The following is a 16,689-nucleotide window of genomic DNA, read 5'->3' on the forward strand; positions in this document are numbered from 1 at the left end:
TGCGGTTGGCGACAATCGGGGCATGTTCACCGACTCTCACTGCCACCTTACGTACCCCGAACTCGCCGAGCAGATGCCGCAGATCCGCGCGGCCATGGCCGAAGCGCAGGTCGATCGGGCGCTCTGCATCTGCACCACCCTTGAAGAGTTCGCCGAAGTCCAGGCACTGGCTGCGCGCTACGACAACTTCTGGGCCAGCGTCGGCGTGCATCCGGACAACGAAGACATCGCCGAGCCGAGCGTCGCCGATCTGGTCGAGCGCGCCGCCTTGCCAAAGGTCATCGCCATCGGCGAAACCGGGCTCGACTATTACCAGATGGAAGAGCGCAAGGGCGGCCGCAGCGTCGCCGACATGGAATGGCAGCGCGATCGCTTTCGCGTGCACATCCGCGCCGCGCAGCAAACGCGCAAGCCGCTGGTGATCCACACCCGCGAAGCCTCGGCCGACACGCTGGAGATCCTGAAGGAGGAGGGCGAAGACGCCACCGGAAATGCCGCCGGCGGCGTCTTCCATTGTTTTACCGAAACGGCCGAGGTGGCGCGCGCCGCCCTCGACCTCGGTTTCTACATTTCGTTCTCCGGCATCCTGACCTTCAAGAAGGCGCAAGACCTTCGCGACGTGGCCGCCTTCGTCCCGCTCGATCGCATGCTGATCGAAACCGACAGCCCCTACCTCGCCCCGGTACCGTACCGCGGCAAGACCAACAACCCGTCGTATGTGCCCTTCGTGGCCCGGCAGATCGCAGCGTTGCGGCAACTGCCGATCGAAGCCATCGCCAAGGCCACGAGCGACAATTTCGAAACCCTTTTCAGCGGTGCCAAAGCCGCCGTCCTTAAATGAAGTATCACTTTAAACAAGCTCTGTATCTTGTTGTTTTCTATTGTTCTTTTTCAGCGCATGCTGGCTCGTTCGATGACTTTTTCAGGGCTGTGCGTGGCGACAACGCAAGCGGCGTCTCCGATCTGATCAAACGCGGTTTCGACCCCAACACCAAGGATGAAAAAGGCCAGACCGGCCTGTTGATCGCCATGCGCGAGCCATCGCCGCGCGTCATCGAGGTACTGATCGCTTCGCCCAAAACCAACGTCGAGGCTCGCAACGCGCAGGACGAAAGTCCGCTGATGATGGCGGCGCTCAAAGGCCAGCAGGACATCGTCGCCAAGCTGATGGCCCGCGATGCCGACGTCAATAAACCGGGCTGGACGCCCTTGCACTATGCGGCCTCTGGCGGCAACGTCGAGATCATGAAGAAGCTGCTCGAGGCCTTCGCCTTCATCGACGCGCAGTCGCCCAACGGCACCACGCCGCTGATGATGGCCGCGATGTACGGCTCGTCGGACAGCGTGAAACTGCTGCTCGACGAAGGTGCCGACACTGCGATGAAGAACCAGCAGGGCATGACGGCCCTGGACTTCGCGCAGCGCGGCAGGCGGCCGGACGCGGTCGGGCTGATCACCGCGGCGATGCAGGCCAAGCCGGTTGCGAGGCCGCCGGCAACCCCTGTCGACAAGCCAGCGGCCACCGAGGGGAAGTGGTGAAGCAAGGATCAGCAATGGAGACAGAACAAACGGACTTCCCCGCAGCGCAAGACGTCGCCGAATGGCTCACGAAGCAGCACGCCGACAGCCGCCGCTTCGAGCCCTTCGCCGCCGCCCGCGGCATTCGGACGATGCCCGATGCGTACCGCGTGCAGGACCGTTTCAACGCCCTCCGTTCAGCGAGCCGCGCCGTTTCACGCGCTGGCTACAAGATCGGCCTGACATCGACCGCCATGCAGGCGATGTGCGGCATCGACACGCCCGTAGCGGGCGTCGTGTTCGCCGACCGCGTTCATGCTTCGGGCGCCGTGCTCAAGCCTTCGGCTTACGGCCGCTTCGGCATCGAGTTCGAGATCGCGGTGCGCATCGGTCGCGATCTGGCGCCGTCCGATCGTTCTGGTCAACCCGTCACGCTCGCGGAAGTCGTTGCGGCCATCGACGGTGTCGCGCCGGCCATCGAAATCGTGGACGACCGGGGTTGCGACTACAAGACGCTCGACATGCTCTCGCTGGTTGCCGACAACGCCTGGAACGCCGGCATCGTCGTAGGCACCTTCCAGTCGAGCTGGCCTGATCTGGCGTCGGTCGAAGGCAGCGTCACCACCGAAGACGGCAGCGTCCTCGATACCGGACGCGGCGCCGACGTGCTCGGCAATCCGCTGCTGTCGGTGGTGTGGCTGGTCGAGCATCTCGCTGCGAGCGGAGGCAGTCTGCGGAGCGGCGACATCGTGATGACGGGCAGCATGGTCACCACCAAGTTCCCGAGCACGTCGGGGCGTTTCCGCTTCGAGGTTTCAGGGCTGGGTTCGGTCGAGGTGCAGGTCGACGCCAGATGACTTCGAGTGGGTCGAGACCATTCCCAAGACGCGGGCCTAACGCCCCCAGCGCAGCACCAATGGATCCAGTCTGCGGGCAGACTCCAGCAGCCCTGCGCGCACTGCAGGATGCATCGCAGGGAAGGGATGGCGCGGTGCCTCGCAGGCGATGACGCCGCCTTCCTGCATCAGCACCTTCGCGGTGAGGATGCCGCCTTGGCGGTTCTCGTAGTTGATGAGCGGCAGCCATTGCTGGTAGGCGGTTGCCGCATCGTCGCGCTGTCCGGCACGCCAGGCATCCATGATCTTGCGGATGCCGTCCGGATAGCCACCGCCGGTCATCGAGCCGGTTGCGCCGGCGTCGAGGTCGGGCAGCAAAGTGATGGCTTCTTCGCCGTCCCACGGGCCTTCGATCGCATCGCCGCCGAGCTTGATCAGCTCTCGCAGTTTGGAGGCCGCGCCAGCCGTCTCGATCTTGAAGTAGCGCACATGCTCGATCTCCCGGGCCATGCGCGCCAGGAAAGGCGCCGACAGTACGGTGCCGCTGACCGGCGCGTCCTGAATCATGATCGGGATGTCGATGGCATCGGACAGCGCAGCATAGAACTCGAAGATCTGTGCCTCTGGCACCCGCAGCGTGGCGCCGTGGTACGGCGGCATCACCATCACCATGGCGGCGCCTGCATCCTGCGCGCGGCGGCAGCGCTCGGCACAGATGCGCGTGCCGTAGTGCGTGGTGGTGACGATCACCGGCACGCGGCCCGCCACATGCGTGAGGATGCAGCGCGTGAGCACCTCGCGCTCCTCGTCGGAGAGCACGAACTGCTCCGAGAAATTCGCCAGGATGCACAGGCCATCGGAGCCCGCGTCGATCATGAAATCGACGCAGCGCTTCTGGCTTTCCAGGTCCAGCTCGCCCTGCTCGGTGAAGGTGGTCGGGACCACGGGAAACACGCCTTCATAGCGCCTGGATTTTGTCGATGTCATAGGTTCTTTCAGAACGAGAGCGGACCAGAACGAAAACGGGGTTCAGGCAATGCTTGTCAGCGGTGTACCAGCCGGCGGGTCAAACCCAGCCTCCATCCACCACGAAGTCTTGTGCGGTACACATCGCACTGTCGTCTGCCGCCAAAAAAAGCGCCATGCGAGCGATGTGTTCGGCCAACAGCGGACGGTTGATGCACTGACCTCGCGCGATGTCTTCACGCGCTGCATCGTCGACCCAGAGGCGAACCTGTTTTTCGGTCATCACCCAACCCGGGACCAGCGTGTTGACGCGGATGTTGAACGGGCCTAGGTCGCGCGCCAGGCTGCGTGTGAGTCCCTGCACGGCGGCCTTGGACGTGGTGTAGACCGGCATGCCGCCCTGTTTGAGCATCCAGCTGATCGAGCCGAAGTTGACGATCGACCCACCGCCTGCCTGCCGCATGTCGCCGGCGACGTTCTGTGCCGCGAAGAACTGGTGCTTCAGGTTGACGGCGACGCCCGCATCCCAGCTCGCGGGCGTGGTGTCTTCGATGCGATGGCGCCGGTCGTTGGCTGCGTTGTTGAGCAGCACGGTGATCGGCCCGAAGCGGCCGCGCACGGCGTCGATCGCTGCATCGAGGGCGGCGATGTCGGTGACGTCGGCAGGGCAGAAGACCGGTGCGTGCGCAGCGCCGGCAAGCGTCGTTGCGAGTGCCTTGCCAGCGGCCTCGTCGATGTCGACGAAGCCCACCTTGGCGCCCTGCATCACGAACTCCTCGACCAAAGTGGCACCGATGCCGGTGGCACCGCCGGTGATGAGGACGGTGCGATCGGCAAGGCTGGGATAGCGGGCGTGGTCGGTCATTGCGGGGCCTGCGCGGTGGCGCGATAGAGTAGGGCGGCCGATTATGTAGTCTTACTTAATCTCGTCAAAGGGCGAGACATAGGGGTTTGTACTGAAACAATCGATCAATTAGTCTGACTATATTTCTTGGCTCACCTATTCACGAAGGTTCCCATGTCGAAGTCGCCCGTCAAGCTCAGGTCCGCCGAATGGTTCGGAACCACCGACAAGAACGGGTTCATGTACCGCAGCTGGATGAAGAACCAGGGCATCCCGGACCACGAGTTCCACGGCAAGCCGATCATCGGGATCTGCAACACCTGGTCGGAGTTGACGCCGTGCAACGCGCACTTCCGCAAGATCGCCGAGCACGTGAAGCAGGGCGTGTTCGAAGCCGGCGGATTCCCGGTGGAGTTCCCGGTTTTTTCGAACGGCGAATCGAACCTGCGACCGACCGCCATGTTCACCCGCAACCTGGCGAGCATCGATGTCGAGGAGGCCATCCGTGGCAACCCCATAGACGGCGTGGTGCTGCTGGTGGGGTGCGACAAGACGACGCCCGCATTGCTGATGGGCGCCGCCAGTTGCGATATTCCCGCAATCGCCGTCACCGGCGGGCCGATGCTCAACGGCAAGCACGAAGGCCGCGACATCGGCTCCGGCACCGCCGTGTGGCAACTGTCCGAACAGGTGAAGGCAGGCACCATCACGCTGCACCAATTCATGTCGGCAGAGGCGGGCATGTCGCGCTCGGCCGGCACCTGCAACACGATGGGCACCGCGTCCACGATGGCCTGCATGGCGGAGGCGCTCGGCGTGACCCTGCCGCACAACGCCGCGATTCCCGCGGTCGATTCGCGCCGCTATGTACTGGCCCACATGTCGGGCATGCGCATGGTCGAGATGGTGCGCGAAGACTTGCGCTTGTCGAAGCTGCTGACGCGCCAGGCTTTCGAGAATGCGATCCGCACCAATGCAGCAATTGGCGGCTCGACCAATGCTGTGATTCATTTGAAAGCCATCGCCGGACGCATCGGCGTCGAGCTCGCACTCGACGACTGGACCACCGTGGGGCGCGGCACGCCGACGCTGGTCGACCTGATGCCGTCCGGCCGTTTTCTGATGGAAGACTTCTATTACGCAGGCGGTCTGCCGGCCGTGCTCCGCCGCATGGGCGATGCCGGACTGCTGCCGCATCCGGGCGCGCTGACCGCGAACGGGTCGAGCCTGTGGGACAACGTCAAGGACGCGCCGATCTACAACGACGAAGTGATCCGCCCGCTCGATCGCCCGCTGGCCGCAGACGGCGCGATGTGCGTGCTGCGCGGCAACCTGGCGCCCCGCGGTGCCGTGCTGAAGCCCTCGGCGGCTACGCCCGCATTGCTGAAGCACCGCGGCCAGGCCGTGGTCTTCGAGAACCTCGAAGACTACAAGTCGCGAATCGCAGACCCTGAACTCGCCATTACCGCGGACTCGGTGATGGTGCTGAAAAACTGCGGCCCCAAAGGCTATCCCGGCATGGCCGAGGTCGGCAACATGGGCTTGCCGGCAAAGCTCTTGGCGCAGGGCGTGACCGACATGGTCCGCATCTCGGATGCGCGCATGAGCGGCACGGCGTACGGCACGGTGGTGTTGCACGTCTCTCCGGAGGCCCGTGCCGGCGGCCCTCTCGCCGTGGTGCGCGAGGGCGACTGGATCGAGCTCGACGCGATGCAAGGGCGCCTGCACCTGGACATCTCCGAGGCCGAGCTCGCATCGCGACTGACCGCATGGCAGGCGGAGCAACGACCCGATCCGGCCGATGCGAGTGGCTATCGCAAGCTCTATGTCGAGCATGTGCTGCAGGCCGACGAAGGCTGCGACTTCGACTTTCTGGTCGGCCAGCGCGGCTCGGTCGTGCCGCGGCATTCCCACTGAGCCACAGCGCAACAGCGCAACAGACAGCCATAACAATTTCAGGAGACAGCACCATGGACGGCATCCAGATCGTCGGACTCGACAAACCCGTACGAATTGCCGCCGAAATGAAAGGTTCTCACAGCGCCCCGGGCTATCACCAGCCGCCGGACCGCAAAAGCATGCACTCGCAGATCGTCCGCGATCTGGGCATGCGCATCGTCTCCGGCGAGTACCGGGTCGGCGACCGTTTGCCGATGGAGGCGTCGCTCTGCGCCACCTACGACGTCAGCCGGCCGGTGTTGCGGGAAGCGACGCGAGTGCTGGTCGCCAAAGGGCTCGTGCTTTCCAAACAGCGTGCGGGTGCCATCGTGCGGCCACGCAACGAGTGGCATCTGCTCGATCCCGACGTTCTGTACTGGCTCATTCAGGCCAAACCACAACCCGAGTTCGTGCAAACGCTGCTGACGGTGCGACGGATCTTCGAGCCGGCGGTGGCGGCACTTGCGGCCAAGGTGGCCAGCGACGAAAGCCTTCAGGGCGTGGCGGAGGCCTATGCCGGCATGGAAGCCGCAAAAACGATAGACGAACTGCTCGAGCCCGACCTGGCGTTCCACCGCCGCATTGCCGAGGCGACCGGCAACGATCTGCTGGCGTATATCGGCAACATGTTGTCGCTGGCGTTGCGCGAATCGATCAAGCTCAGCAGCAAGCTGCCCAACACGCATTCGCTGTCATTGCCGCGGCACAAGGCCATCCTCACTGCCTTGCTCAGCCGGGACTCTCTGGCTGCGCGCCAGGCAACGTTGCTGCAGCTCGAAGAGACGAGGGGAGATCTGTCGGTCATTCTCGATTCGGGGATCGATCTGGCCTAGACCAGCTATGGCGTTCGAACCAGTCTTGAACGGCTGGGGATGGCTAAAACGAAGCGGTCGCCCAGTCAGAAAGACGTTCGAACAGCGTGGTGGGTGGTGCATCGCGCTTCATCGCCGACGAAGCGCTGGCCGCACGCCAGGCCGCCACCGACTCGATCGCAGCGGCGATGCGCTCGGCGTTGCCACTGACGTCCTGGCCGCTCCGCCGGAGCAACCCCGCGATGGCTCTGAGCTCCCCGGGTGCAAGACGCTTGGTACTGTGCAAATACCCGGACAACGTCAACACCTTCTTCAAGTGTTGAAGCGGGTGGGTGATGAGCGACGTTGTGCTGTGCATGTAACTAATTGTAGTTACTTTTTTTGCTGCCCGTCGAGACTTTCGATGTGTCGCTACAGCTTGGTCGGCGCGGGCGACGGCATCGAGTGCAAGCCCGTCATGTCCTTCGCATTCGGTGCACCTGCAACTGCATCGGCAACTGGCCGCCGCGCGCGAAGTGGCCGTCCGTCCCACACGTCGATTAAAAGGCATCGGCAGCTATCGCATTGCTGCGGTGGTCGTCGGTTTGTCGAGCGTCGCCACCGTGGTGCTCGCGTTGATGACGGCGATCCGTCCGCAACCCTGGTACGACCCGCGCTACGCGATTCCTCTGATGGGCAGCGTGCTCAATTCGGCCAGCCTGGGCCTCGACAGCTTTTTGGAGGGCGTAAGCACGGGTCGTCCGGCGATCGAGGCGCAGCTGGCCCTCGGTGCCCCCATCCACCAGGCGCTGGCCGCACCGATCCACAATGTGATCCGGCGCGGGATGATCCCGATCCTCAACCAGATGTCGGCCGCCGGCGTCATCACGTTGCCAGGGATCATGACCGGACAGCTGCTCGCGGGCATGGACCCGATCGAGGCGGTCAAGTACCAGATCCTGTTGCTGTTCCTTCTCACCGGCGCCGGCGGTCTTGCGGCAGCGGGCGCGGTGTACCTCGCTGCCAGGGCGATGAGCGACTACCGCCAGCGTTTGCGTACGGATCGGCTTTCTTGAGCCTCTCACTTCACCGAAGAAATTTGAAGGCCGGTGGAATAGACAGGAGACGCCACGCGTCTATGCAGTGCCCTCTCCACTCACCCTTTAAAAGACTCCCATGAACAAGCACCTCGCATCGACTTTGATTCTCGCCATCGCTGCCGCGTCGGCCGGTCTGGCTCAGGCTGCCGCGCCCGTCAAGACGACCGGCGGCATGCTGGTCAACACCAGCGGCATGACGCTCTACACCTTCGATAACGACGTGGCAGGCAGCGGCAAAAGCGCCTGCAACGGCCCGTGCGCCGGACTCTGGCCGGCAGTCGCTGCAGACGCAGACGCCAAGCCAGAAGGCGACATGACCATTGTCGCGCGCGACGACGGCACCAAGCAGTGGGCCTACAAAGGCAAGCCGGTCTATCTCTACAAGTCCGACATGAAGGCCGGCGACATGACGGGCGACAATTTCAAGAGCGTCTGGCACGTCGTCAAGCCCTGATCGACAACGACCCAACAAAGGACGACTGCCCAGCCCATGCGCGCACAGGACGAAGCTGCGATCGTTGCCTGCATTCCCAGCCTGCGCCGTTATGCGCGCGGGTTGGTGTCGGACCCCGCACGTGCCGACGACCTGGTGCAGGACACGCTCGAGCGTGCCTGGAGTCGCTTTTCCCTTTGGCAACGGCGCGGCGAGATCCGCGCCTGGATGTTCGGCATCATGCACAACCAGTTCATCGATGGGGTTCGCGCGCGGCGCAGCCGCCCCGAGGACAGCGCCGGCGACGACGTGCCCGAGATCGCGCAACGTGCGACGCAATCGGACCGCATCGAGGTGCGGGACCTCGACCGCGTGCTGCAGCGGTTGCCTGCCGACCAGCGAGAAATCCTGCTGCTCGTCGCTGTCCAACAGATGAGCTACCTCGAAGCCGCGGCCGTCGTCGGCGTTCCGATTGGCACCGTGATGTCGCGGCTCGCGCGTGCCCGCGAACGGCTTCGGCACGAATTGCAGGGCCGTGCCGCGCCCGAAGCGATGCCTCTGCGCCGGATCAAATAATGGACTCCCCTCATCTCCAACCCGTTAGCAGCGGTGGCGACGGCGCCCCGCCGGTGACCGAAGCCGACCTCCATGCCTACGCAGACGGTCAACTGACCGCAGACCGCCGCGCGGCGATCGAGGCCTTTCTCGAACTTCATGCCGAAGAGCGTCAGCAGGTAAGCGACTGGCAAGCGCAGAACCACGCGTTGAAGGCCCTGCTGGACCCGGTGATCGCGGAAGCGCTGCCGCTGAGGCTCCCGCTGCAGCCCTCCGTGAACACATGGCCCTGGCGCTCGATGGCCGCCGGCGTGGCGATCGCCTTGTTCAGCGGCGGCTCTGCCTGGTGGGTGCGGGGGGCGGTGGACGACAACGCGCAGCACCTCGCGGCCACGAAAAGCCGCGTCGAACTTGCTGCCGGCGATGCGAACACGCTACACGGCTTCGCGCACCGCGCGGCCGTGGCACACGTGGTGTACAGCCCGGACGTGCGCCGGCCGGTGGAAGTCGGCGCCGAGCAGGAGCAGGCACTGGTGACCTGGCTCACCAAACGCATGGGTACGGCAGTGCGCCCGCCGGATTTACGCGGCGTGGGTTACGCGCTGATCGGCGGTCGTCTGCTGCCCGGTGACAAAGGCCCGGTCGCACAGTTCATGTTCGATGGTGCCAAGGGCGAGCGCCTGACGCTGTATGTCACGCGCGAGGACGCGGGGCGCGAGACGGCCTTTCGTTTCGGACACGACGGGCCGGTGAACGTGTTCTATTGGGTCGACAAAGACTTCGGCTACGCGATCTCGGCCGGGGCCGACCGGCAGGCGCTGCTCCAGGTGGCGGAAGCGGTCTACAAGCAGCTCGGGCCGCGCTGAGCGTTGCCTTGTCGGGAGTCCGCGAGATCCGCGGGTCTTCGATCAAGTGGGGCTGCGCGGCACTACTTTGGCGGCATCCGCAGTCAGTTCGGCGCTGCTCGCATCAGTACGAACAGCGCACTCGCGGCACCGGCCACTCGAATGACGAGCAAGCGGAGATGCGTGAGAGTCGTTTGCGGATCGTGTGAGTTCGTTGTTGCTGTCGTTGCTGTCGTTGTTGTCGTTGCTGTGGCGGGAATCCTGGCTCCCGCGCTCGGCACGGGCTTATTGTTTCAAGACGAACTCAGCCAGCGCCTTCACCTCTTCGGGTTTCAGCGCTGCAAAAGGCGGCATGGGCGCGCTGCCCCACTTGCCGACGCTGCCGCCCCGGATGCTGGCCTCCAGCTTCGACTGGGCCTGCGGATCGGCCTTGTACTTTTCGGCGACGTCGTGATAGCCCGGTCCGACGATCTTCTGATTGAGGCCGTGGCAACTCAGGCAGGCGTTGCTCGCAAGGAGTGCCTGCACATTGATGCTGCCCTCAGCAGTCGACGGCGCGGCGGCTGCACCCGGTGACATTGGCGGCGTCGACGGCGTTGGTGCTGGAGGGGCGGGTGTCGATGCAGCGATCACACTGGCGTCCGTGGCCTGTGCGGCGCCGTAGGCAACCGCCAGGTATGCACCGACCTGTTTGACTTCGTCGTCGCTGATCGGTGCGCCGTAGGTGTGCTGCATCTTGGCCATCTCGGCGGTCCACTGCGTCTGCGTCATGCCGGGCGGCTGGTATTTGACGTAGTCCGCCGAATGGCAGATCGCGCAGTTCTGCATCGCGATGACATAACCGGGAAGCTTCGATGGACGCAGCTTCGACGTGTCGGGCTGCAACCTGATGTCAGGCGGTGCGGCCATCACATTGAAGGCGAACGACACGCAGCTGCAGAGGAGGGCGCGGGCAATGAAAGCGCGGGTTTTCATGGCGGGTCCTCAGGCGATGGTGACGGGCGTCGACTCGATCACATGGCGGCGGTAACCGGCAGGATTCCAGTCGGCGGTGGCGGGCTGGCCTTCGCTTTTCTGGTTGGTCGCGCGGACCATGAGCACGGCGCGTCCCTTCCTGGCGAAGCTCACCGGCGCACGCCATTCGCGAAACGAGAAGCGCCCCAGATCCTTGCCGAGCGTCGCCGCCTTCCAGCTCTGGCCGCCGTCGATGGAAACTTCGACCGTCTTGATGCCGGCACCGGCATCAAAGGCGATGCCCTTGAGTTCGATCGAGCGGGCGGAGGGCAGGATGCCGCCGGCCTGGACGCTGGTGATGAAGCTGCGCACGGGCAACGTCGAGATCGGCCGCGTCTTCGCCGCAGCGGAACCCGGTGCAACGCACTGGCAGTCGTTGTCGGGCACCCGGTAGGCGGTCGTCATGAACAGCGCGTCATGGCCGTCGAACACATGGTCGATGACCTCGATTTCCGACAGGTGCTTGACCCAGTAGGTGCCGAAGTAGCCCGGTACGATGAGTTTGACCGGATAGCCGTTGAGGAAGGGCAGGTCCTTGCCGTTCATTCCCCAGGCGAGCATCGGCTCGTCCTGCAGCGCATGGTCGATGTCCAGTGCCTTGCGGAAGTCCGAGGTGGCCGGCAGCACCGGCGTGTCCAGGCCGTTGAAGGTCACCTGCCGGGCACCCGCCGAGACGCCCGCCTTTTCGAGCACCTTGCGCAGCGGCACGCCGACCCACCGGGCATTGCCCATCGCGCCGTTGGCGAGCTGCGCGCCGAACACGCGTGGCGACGAGTAACCGCGGCTGTTGCCGGAACACTGGTTAACGGCAACCACTTCCACCGGCTCGGCCAAGGCTTTGAGGTCGGCCAGCGAAAGATCCAAAGGCGTGTTGACCTTCCCCTTGACCGTAAGGCGGTAGGTGGCCGGGTCGACCGACAGCGGAATGTTGGCCAGGTGATACCGCACGAAGAAAGCGTCGTTGGCGGTGATCGGTCCTTCGTTGAATACCGAAAAAGGGGTTTCCAGGTGCGGTGGCCGGGTCGTTACACGGATCAGCGGACGCTTCTGCGGATACGTCACCAGCGGTCGCGGTCCATCCGCGAAGGTAACGCCATCACCGGTATCGCGGGAGGCAGCCAGCGCGCCGAGCGGTGATGCGCCCAGCGCCAGAAGACCGGCGCCCTGGACAAAGCGCCGACGGGACGATGTGCGCAGGGCATTGATCTGCACAGTGGATTTGGTGTTGCGACCTGATGTCATGAGTTGCTTCTGGCTATTCAAAAAATACCGTGGCGATTAGAGGTGTCTTCGATCTCGAATCGGGAAAGATCGCATGTCGTACCGGTGATGGCGGGTAGTCCACAAACGCATTCTTCAGGGCGCGGCCTTCTCCATCTTTGCCACTGGCACCGCCAGCGTCGCCTCGACACGGTTGCTCTCCAGGTCCACTTTGGCGAGGCCCAGGTCTTCGTTCAGCACATAGGCCGTCTTGCCGTCGCGCGTGAAGACGATGGCCTGCCTCGGCTCCTTGAAGCCGGTGATGGTGGCGATCACGCTCTTGCTCGCAACGTCGATGACGGAGAGGGAGTTGTCGCCCAGGTTGCCGGCGTAGACGCGCTTGCCATCGGGCGTGAGCGCCGCGCCGTACGGGTCCTTGCCGACGGCGATCGTCGATTCGATGGCGCGCTTGTCCAGGTCGACGACAGCGATGGTGTTGCTGCCGCTGTTCGCCGCGAAAAGCGTCTTGCCGTCGCCGGTGACCGAGATCGCGCGGAGCTTGTTGAATCCGGTGATCTCCCCGTCGATCTTGTTCGTCGCTGTGTTCACGATGGTGATCTTGTCGCCCATGAAGTTCGTGACGTACAGGGCGGATCCATCGGGGCTCAGGCGCACGCCCTGGCGCGGTTGCGCAAAGCCCGTGATGACGGCGCGCGGCTCGCCGCTCGCGAGGTCGAAGCGCGTGACGGTGCTGGCCGCCTGGTTGTTCACGTACATCGTCGCGCCGTCTTTGCTCAGCACAGTGCCGAAGGCGCCAGGGCCTGCGGGCAGGGTGCTGACCGTCTTCAGGCTGGAAGTGGCGATCTTGGCCACGGTGCCCAGGCTGCTGTCCGAGACATAGAAGAATTCGCCCGACGGCGCGAACACGATATTGCGGGGCGTCACGAAGCCGTTCAGTACCGCGCGGACCTTGCCGGTCGTCAGGTTGTAGACGACGACGTCCGGGCGTTCGCTGTACGAGACCACGGCCGTGCCCTCGTCCGGGCTGAGCGCCAGCGAGTTGTTGTGGATGGCGCCGTCGAAAGTCCAGCGCTGCGTCGCGCTTGCAGACGCCGCGACAGGCGCAGGTTGTGCCGAGACCGCCGAAGGGATCGAGGCGAGTGTCGAGAGGGCGATGCAAAGCGAGAGTGCAAGAGGACGGAGTTTCATGGGGTTCTTTCGGTTGTCTGCAGGAATGGACGAGTGGCGGGCCCGATTTATTCCAGGCCGCTCTTTCAATTCAGAAGCGCTGTGATGCCCGCGTTGATAGCGAAGCCACCGCACACCAGCCAGACGAAGAGCACGGCCGCCAGCGCCAGTGGCTTGATGCCGGCCTTGCGGATGGCCGAGACGTGCGTGGTCAGGCCCAGGCCGGCCATGGCCATCGCCAGCAGCACCGTGTCGATGTCGATCGCCTGCGTCACCACCACGCGGGGCAGCAATGCGAGCGAGTTGAGCCCGGCGACTGCCACGAACCCGAGAGCGAACCAGGGAATCACGATGCCGCCGCGTGACGAGAAATTGCCTTGCCCCTCTTCACCATCGCCATCGACGGCATCTGCGTCCTTGGCGCTTGAGCGAGAGAGGTAGGCGGACAAGATGATCAGGAACGGCGCCAGCATCATCACGCGGACCATCTTGGCGATCACCGCGGTGTTCGCAGCCTGCTCGCTGATGGCGCGGCCAGCGGCCACAACTTGCGCCACTTCATGAATTGTCGAACCTGCGAACACGCCGTAAGCAGTCGGCGACAGGTCGAACAACCGGTACTGCGCGACCAGGTGATACAGCACTGGGTACAGGAAGATCGCCAGCGTGCCGAACACCACCACCGTGGCCACCGCGACCATCACCTGCTCGGCGCGACCGCGCACGACGGGTTCGGCCGCCATCACCGCCGCTGCGCCGCAGATCGAACTGCCGGCGCCGATGAGCATGGCCGTCTTGCGGTCGAGCCCGAACACCCGGGTGCCGAGGAAACAGGCGAGCCCGAAGGTGCTGCACAACACGGTCGCATCGATCGCGACGCCGGTCCAGCCCACGTTGCCGATGTCCTGGAAGGTCAGGCGCAATCCGTACAGGATGATGCCCAGGCGCAGCAGGTTGGCCTTGGAGAAGGTCACGCCGGTACTGGCCATTGCGCCGATCCGTGGGTAGACGGTGTTGCCGACCAGCATGCCCAGCACGATGGCCAGGGTCAGCGCGCTGATGCCGTTGGATTGGAGCCAGCCGATCTTGCCGAACTGGATCGATGCGAAGGCGAGGGCGCTCGTCAGTGCAAGGCCTGGTACCAATTGGCGCAGACCCTTCATGGCAGCGGGGGTGTGCATCGGGTGGGCGGTAGAAGTGGCGGTGTGCATCGTTTTCTCCATGACGTCGTTTTCGAAAGACATGGACGAACTTTGAACCGGAACAATCTATCGGCCAAACGGATATTTTCGCTATAACCTAGTCATCTAACAGGTAATGAAAGTGTTTGGATGCGTCTGACATTGCGTCAACTCCTGATCTTCACGGCGGTCGCCGATACCGGCAGCACCACCGCTGCAGGGGAGCGTGTCGCGCTTTCGCAGTCGGCGACCAGCGGGGCGCTGAACGAGTTGGAAAGCCTGCTTGGCGCGCAGTTTTTCGACCGCATCGGCAAGCGCTTGCTGCTCAACGACAACGGTCGCGCACTGCTGCCGCAGGCGAGAGCGTTGCTCGACGGCGCGCACGAGATCGAAAGCCAGTTCGGGCTCGGCAACACGCAGGCCACTACCGCGCCGCTGATCACGCGTCTTCGCGTCGGTGCCAGCACGACGATCGGGAATTACGTGCTACCGGCGCTGATCGCTGGCTATGCAAAAGCATGGCCCGGCGCCGCAGTGGATGTCGTCATCGGCAACACGCGCGACGTCGCCGCTGCGGTGACCCGGCTGGAGGTCGATATCGGTCTGATCGAAGGGCCGTGCCACGAGACGGAACTTCGCGTCGCGCCATGGCTGCAAGACGAACTGGTGATCGTGGCGGCGCCGACGCACGTGCTGGTCCGTGACGGTGCGCAGGCGCGCGTTCCGCTTAAGGCTTTGCGGCAGGCGCGCTGGTTGCTTCGCGAGCCAGGTTCCGGCACGCGCGAAGCGGTGGAGCACGTGTTGCTGCCGTACTTACACCATCTGAACGGTGACATGCAGCCGGGGAGCACCGAGGCGATCAAGCAGGCGGCGGCCGAAGGCCTCGGGCTGGCTTGCCTTTCGTTGTGCGCGGTGCAGGACCTCGTGACACTCGGCAGACTGGTTGTGTTGCAAACCACGTTGCCTCGCCTGACGCGTCGCTTCTATCGGGTCCACCACCGGCAAAAACGCCTGTCGGGCAACCTGGAGCGCTTCGTGACGCACTGCGAGCGACTGGAACTGGAATCACCATGGCGGCCGATGAAGCCTTAGAAGAATTGTCAAGAAACAAGACCACAAGACGACGAGAGCGGGAGTGGTAAAAAATAATACAATGTATATTATGTTAAATGTCTGTTGCGGAAAGCGATCGAAGCGCACCTGATCGATCCGGCTTCGGGATTCACTGGATTGACCAAGTCATCCCAGGCTCGGATCATGGCCAATGGTCCGACTGCTGGCGATTCTCCTTAGTGCCCTTGTCATGGGTGGCCTGGTCTACGTCTTTGGCGCGTTCGTGCTGTTGGTCATGCCCTTGCTCCTCATTGCCATCGTGTTCGCTGAAACGCATGGCCGTGGACAGTCGCGCAAGATGTCTCGCAAGAAGCCAATGGAAACTGAAACCTCTACGACTTCGACAGAGCGCTAACCCGGTAACGCTTTGGCCAAGGAGGCGCGCGAGTTCCTCGCCGGCTGCAACGACACGATCCAGACGACGTCGGTCGAAGGCGTCATCAACACCCAGGACGGCGACATTCAATCCTGGAACTGCTGGTTTTCTATCTGCGGTAGCTTGGTGTCTCGTAGCGGGCACGGGCCACGATCTCGAGTGACGCCACGCGGGAACGCTCGACCAACAACGGTTTCTTCCACTCATCGGCGACCTTGTTTCGCTCCGCGGCAATTTTTCGAACGAGCAACTTCGTTCCGACCGCCAGCACGAGCGGCCAGCACAGCAGCAACCCCGGACCGACCTCGTCGACCAGGCGCGCCACTCCATAGCCGCTCGCCGATGCCACGACAACGGCTGCGATCGGTAACAGGCCAACGGCGAAAACAATGGCCCAGACTTTGAACCCGATGGCAGTTACTGTGTAGTGCGGCAGGGTTCCTGACCACGGCTCGGTGTCGTCGAATGCCGCGCTTCGATCGAATGTCGTCCGGTAGGAAACCGCCCGCTGAGCGCGTTCGACGGGTCGAGAACTCACCCGAGGCCGCCATCTAATCAGGAATCGTTTCATAGCTCACATCCTCCGGATCGGTAGAGTGCTACGCGTGCCAGTGCTCCCGGTTACTAACTCGACGTTCCAGCAAGGCCGAAAAGCGTATTCAGCAGTGTCGGCACTTACGGAACGCGGCACAGCGCGGAAGCGCACACAACCGCGATGGTCGGCCGTTCAAAGTCCAACTGACGGCCGTCGCTTCTTTGACCATCACATAGCACCGTCGCACGACGGCCAG

19 protein-coding genes are annotated in these 16,689 nt (G+C 63.8%); 11 read left to right on the plus strand and 8 right to left on the minus strand.

Annotated elements, in window-relative coordinates; translation table 11 throughout:
* Window positions 1-22 precede the first annotated feature (22 nt).
* From RCH10_RS14655 to RCH10_RS14665, 3 genes are read left to right on the plus strand one after another with little or no spacing between them, the layout of a single operon-like run.
* A complete protein-coding gene (locus RCH10_RS14655) occupies window positions 23-841 on the plus strand; it encodes a TatD family hydrolase (protein ID WP_409052930.1) in 819 nt (272 codons plus the stop codon).
* Window positions 838-1,539, plus strand: a complete 702-nt coding sequence (locus RCH10_RS14660; RefSeq protein WP_409052931.1) for an ankyrin repeat domain-containing protein — start codon at window positions 838-840, stop codon at window positions 1,537-1,539. The genes RCH10_RS14655 and RCH10_RS14660 overlap by 4 nt, the downstream gene beginning before the upstream one ends.
* 14 nt (window positions 1,540-1,553) lie before the next feature.
* Window positions 1,554-2,375, plus strand: a complete 822-nt coding sequence (locus RCH10_RS14665; RefSeq protein ID WP_409052932.1) for a 2-keto-4-pentenoate hydratase — start codon at window positions 1,554-1,556, stop codon at window positions 2,373-2,375.
* Between the two features lie 36 nt (window positions 2,376-2,411).
* On the opposite strand, the gene RCH10_RS14670 is transcribed toward RCH10_RS14665, so the two are convergent.
* Both RCH10_RS14670 and RCH10_RS14675 read right to left on the minus strand, forming a co-directional pair.
* Entirely contained in the window at window positions 2,412-3,341 is a 930-nt protein-coding gene (locus tag RCH10_RS14670) for a dihydrodipicolinate synthase family protein (RefSeq protein WP_323495997.1), read from the minus strand.
* A gap of 79 nt (window positions 3,342-3,420) precedes the next feature.
* A complete protein-coding gene (locus RCH10_RS14675) occupies window positions 3,421-4,185 on the minus strand; it encodes an SDR family NAD(P)-dependent oxidoreductase (RefSeq protein WP_409052933.1) in 765 nt (254 codons plus the stop codon).
* Between the two features lie 153 nt (window positions 4,186-4,338).
* Here RCH10_RS14675 and RCH10_RS14680 point away from each other — a divergent pair, with 153 nt between their 5' ends.
* Together RCH10_RS14680 and RCH10_RS14685 are read left to right on the plus strand one after the other, a co-directional pair.
* Window positions 4,339-6,081, plus strand: a complete 1,743-nt coding sequence (locus RCH10_RS14680; RefSeq protein WP_409052934.1) for an IlvD/Edd family dehydratase — start codon at window positions 4,339-4,341, stop codon at window positions 6,079-6,081.
* A 107-nt stretch (window positions 6,082-6,188) separates the two neighbouring features.
* On the plus strand, window positions 6,189-6,935 hold the full coding sequence (locus RCH10_RS14685) for a FadR/GntR family transcriptional regulator (RefSeq protein WP_323496066.1): 747 nt from the start codon (window positions 6,189-6,191) through the stop codon (window positions 6,933-6,935).
* 43 nt (window positions 6,936-6,978) lie between these two features.
* Here RCH10_RS14685 and RCH10_RS14690 read toward each other — a convergent pair whose 3' ends face one another.
* Window positions 6,979-7,272, minus strand: a complete 294-nt coding sequence (locus RCH10_RS14690; RefSeq protein ID WP_409052935.1) for a hypothetical protein — start codon at window positions 7,270-7,272, stop codon at window positions 6,979-6,981.
* Window positions 7,273-7,387: 115 nt separating this feature from the next.
* Here RCH10_RS14690 and RCH10_RS14695 point away from each other — a divergent pair, with 115 nt between their 5' ends.
* The 4 genes from RCH10_RS14695 to RCH10_RS14710 all read left to right on the plus strand — a co-directional run bounded on the left by RCH10_RS14695 (window position 7,388) and on the right by RCH10_RS14710 (window position 9,847).
* Window positions 7,388-7,969, plus strand: coding sequence for an ABC transporter permease (locus tag RCH10_RS14695; RefSeq protein ID WP_409052936.1), 582 nt, complete (start codon window positions 7,388-7,390; stop codon window positions 7,967-7,969).
* Window positions 7,970-8,069: 100 nt separating this feature from the next.
* Window positions 8,070-8,447 (plus strand): hypothetical protein, encoded by a 378-nt coding sequence (locus RCH10_RS14700; RefSeq protein ID WP_409052937.1) that lies wholly within the window; start codon window positions 8,070-8,072, stop codon window positions 8,445-8,447.
* Between the two features lie 36 nt (window positions 8,448-8,483).
* Window positions 8,484-9,002, plus strand: coding sequence for a sigma-70 family RNA polymerase sigma factor (locus RCH10_RS14705; RefSeq protein WP_409052938.1), 519 nt, complete (start codon window positions 8,484-8,486; stop codon window positions 9,000-9,002).
* Window positions 9,002-9,847 carry an anti-sigma factor family protein gene (locus RCH10_RS14710; protein ID WP_409052939.1) on the plus strand — a complete coding sequence of 282 codons (846 nt, stop codon included), beginning with the start codon at window positions 9,002-9,004 and terminating at the stop codon, window positions 9,845-9,847. Before RCH10_RS14705 ends, RCH10_RS14710 begins: the two co-directional genes overlap by 1 nt.
* Before the next feature lie 264 nt (window positions 9,848-10,111).
* On the opposite strand, the gene RCH10_RS14715 is transcribed toward RCH10_RS14710, so the two are convergent.
* The 4 genes from RCH10_RS14715 to RCH10_RS14730 all read right to left on the minus strand — a co-directional run bounded on the left by RCH10_RS14715 (window position 10,112) and on the right by RCH10_RS14730 (window position 14,439).
* A complete protein-coding gene (locus RCH10_RS14715; RefSeq protein ID WP_409052940.1) occupies window positions 10,112-10,801 on the minus strand; it encodes a c-type cytochrome in 690 nt (229 codons plus the stop codon).
* Window positions 10,802-10,810: 9 nt separating this feature from the next.
* Window positions 10,811-12,082 carry a molybdopterin-dependent oxidoreductase gene (locus RCH10_RS14720; protein ID WP_409052941.1) on the minus strand — a complete coding sequence of 424 codons (1,272 nt, stop codon included), beginning with the start codon at window positions 12,080-12,082 and terminating at the stop codon, window positions 10,811-10,813.
* A gap of 114 nt (window positions 12,083-12,196) precedes the next feature.
* Window positions 12,197-13,249, minus strand: coding sequence for a YncE family protein (locus RCH10_RS14725; RefSeq protein ID WP_409052942.1), 1,053 nt, complete (start codon window positions 13,247-13,249; stop codon window positions 12,197-12,199).
* A 65-nt stretch (window positions 13,250-13,314) separates the two neighbouring features.
* Window positions 13,315-14,439 carry a YeiH family protein gene (locus RCH10_RS14730; protein WP_409053073.1) on the minus strand — a complete coding sequence of 375 codons (1,125 nt, stop codon included), beginning with the start codon at window positions 14,437-14,439 and terminating at the stop codon, window positions 13,315-13,317.
* Between the two features lie 120 nt (window positions 14,440-14,559).
* Here RCH10_RS14730 and RCH10_RS14735 point away from each other — a divergent pair, with 120 nt between their 5' ends.
* Window positions 14,560-15,501 carry a LysR family transcriptional regulator gene (locus RCH10_RS14735; RefSeq protein ID WP_409052943.1) on the plus strand — a complete coding sequence of 314 codons (942 nt, stop codon included), beginning with the start codon at window positions 14,560-14,562 and terminating at the stop codon, window positions 15,499-15,501.
* A gap of 172 nt (window positions 15,502-15,673) precedes the next feature.
* Window positions 15,674-15,877 carry a hypothetical protein gene (locus RCH10_RS14740; protein WP_409052944.1) on the plus strand — a complete coding sequence of 68 codons (204 nt, stop codon included), beginning with the start codon at window positions 15,674-15,676 and terminating at the stop codon, window positions 15,875-15,877.
* Window positions 15,878-16,007: 130 nt separating this feature from the next.
* On the opposite strand, the gene RCH10_RS14745 is transcribed toward RCH10_RS14740, so the two are convergent.
* Entirely contained in the window at window positions 16,008-16,469 is a 462-nt protein-coding gene (locus RCH10_RS14745; protein ID WP_409052945.1) for a hypothetical protein, read from the minus strand.
* Window positions 16,470-16,689 lie beyond the last annotated feature (220 nt).

Source organism: Variovorax sp. GrIS 2.14 (assembly GCF_046115955.1).
GTDB lineage: Bacteria > Pseudomonadota > Gammaproteobacteria > Burkholderiales > Burkholderiaceae_C > Variovorax.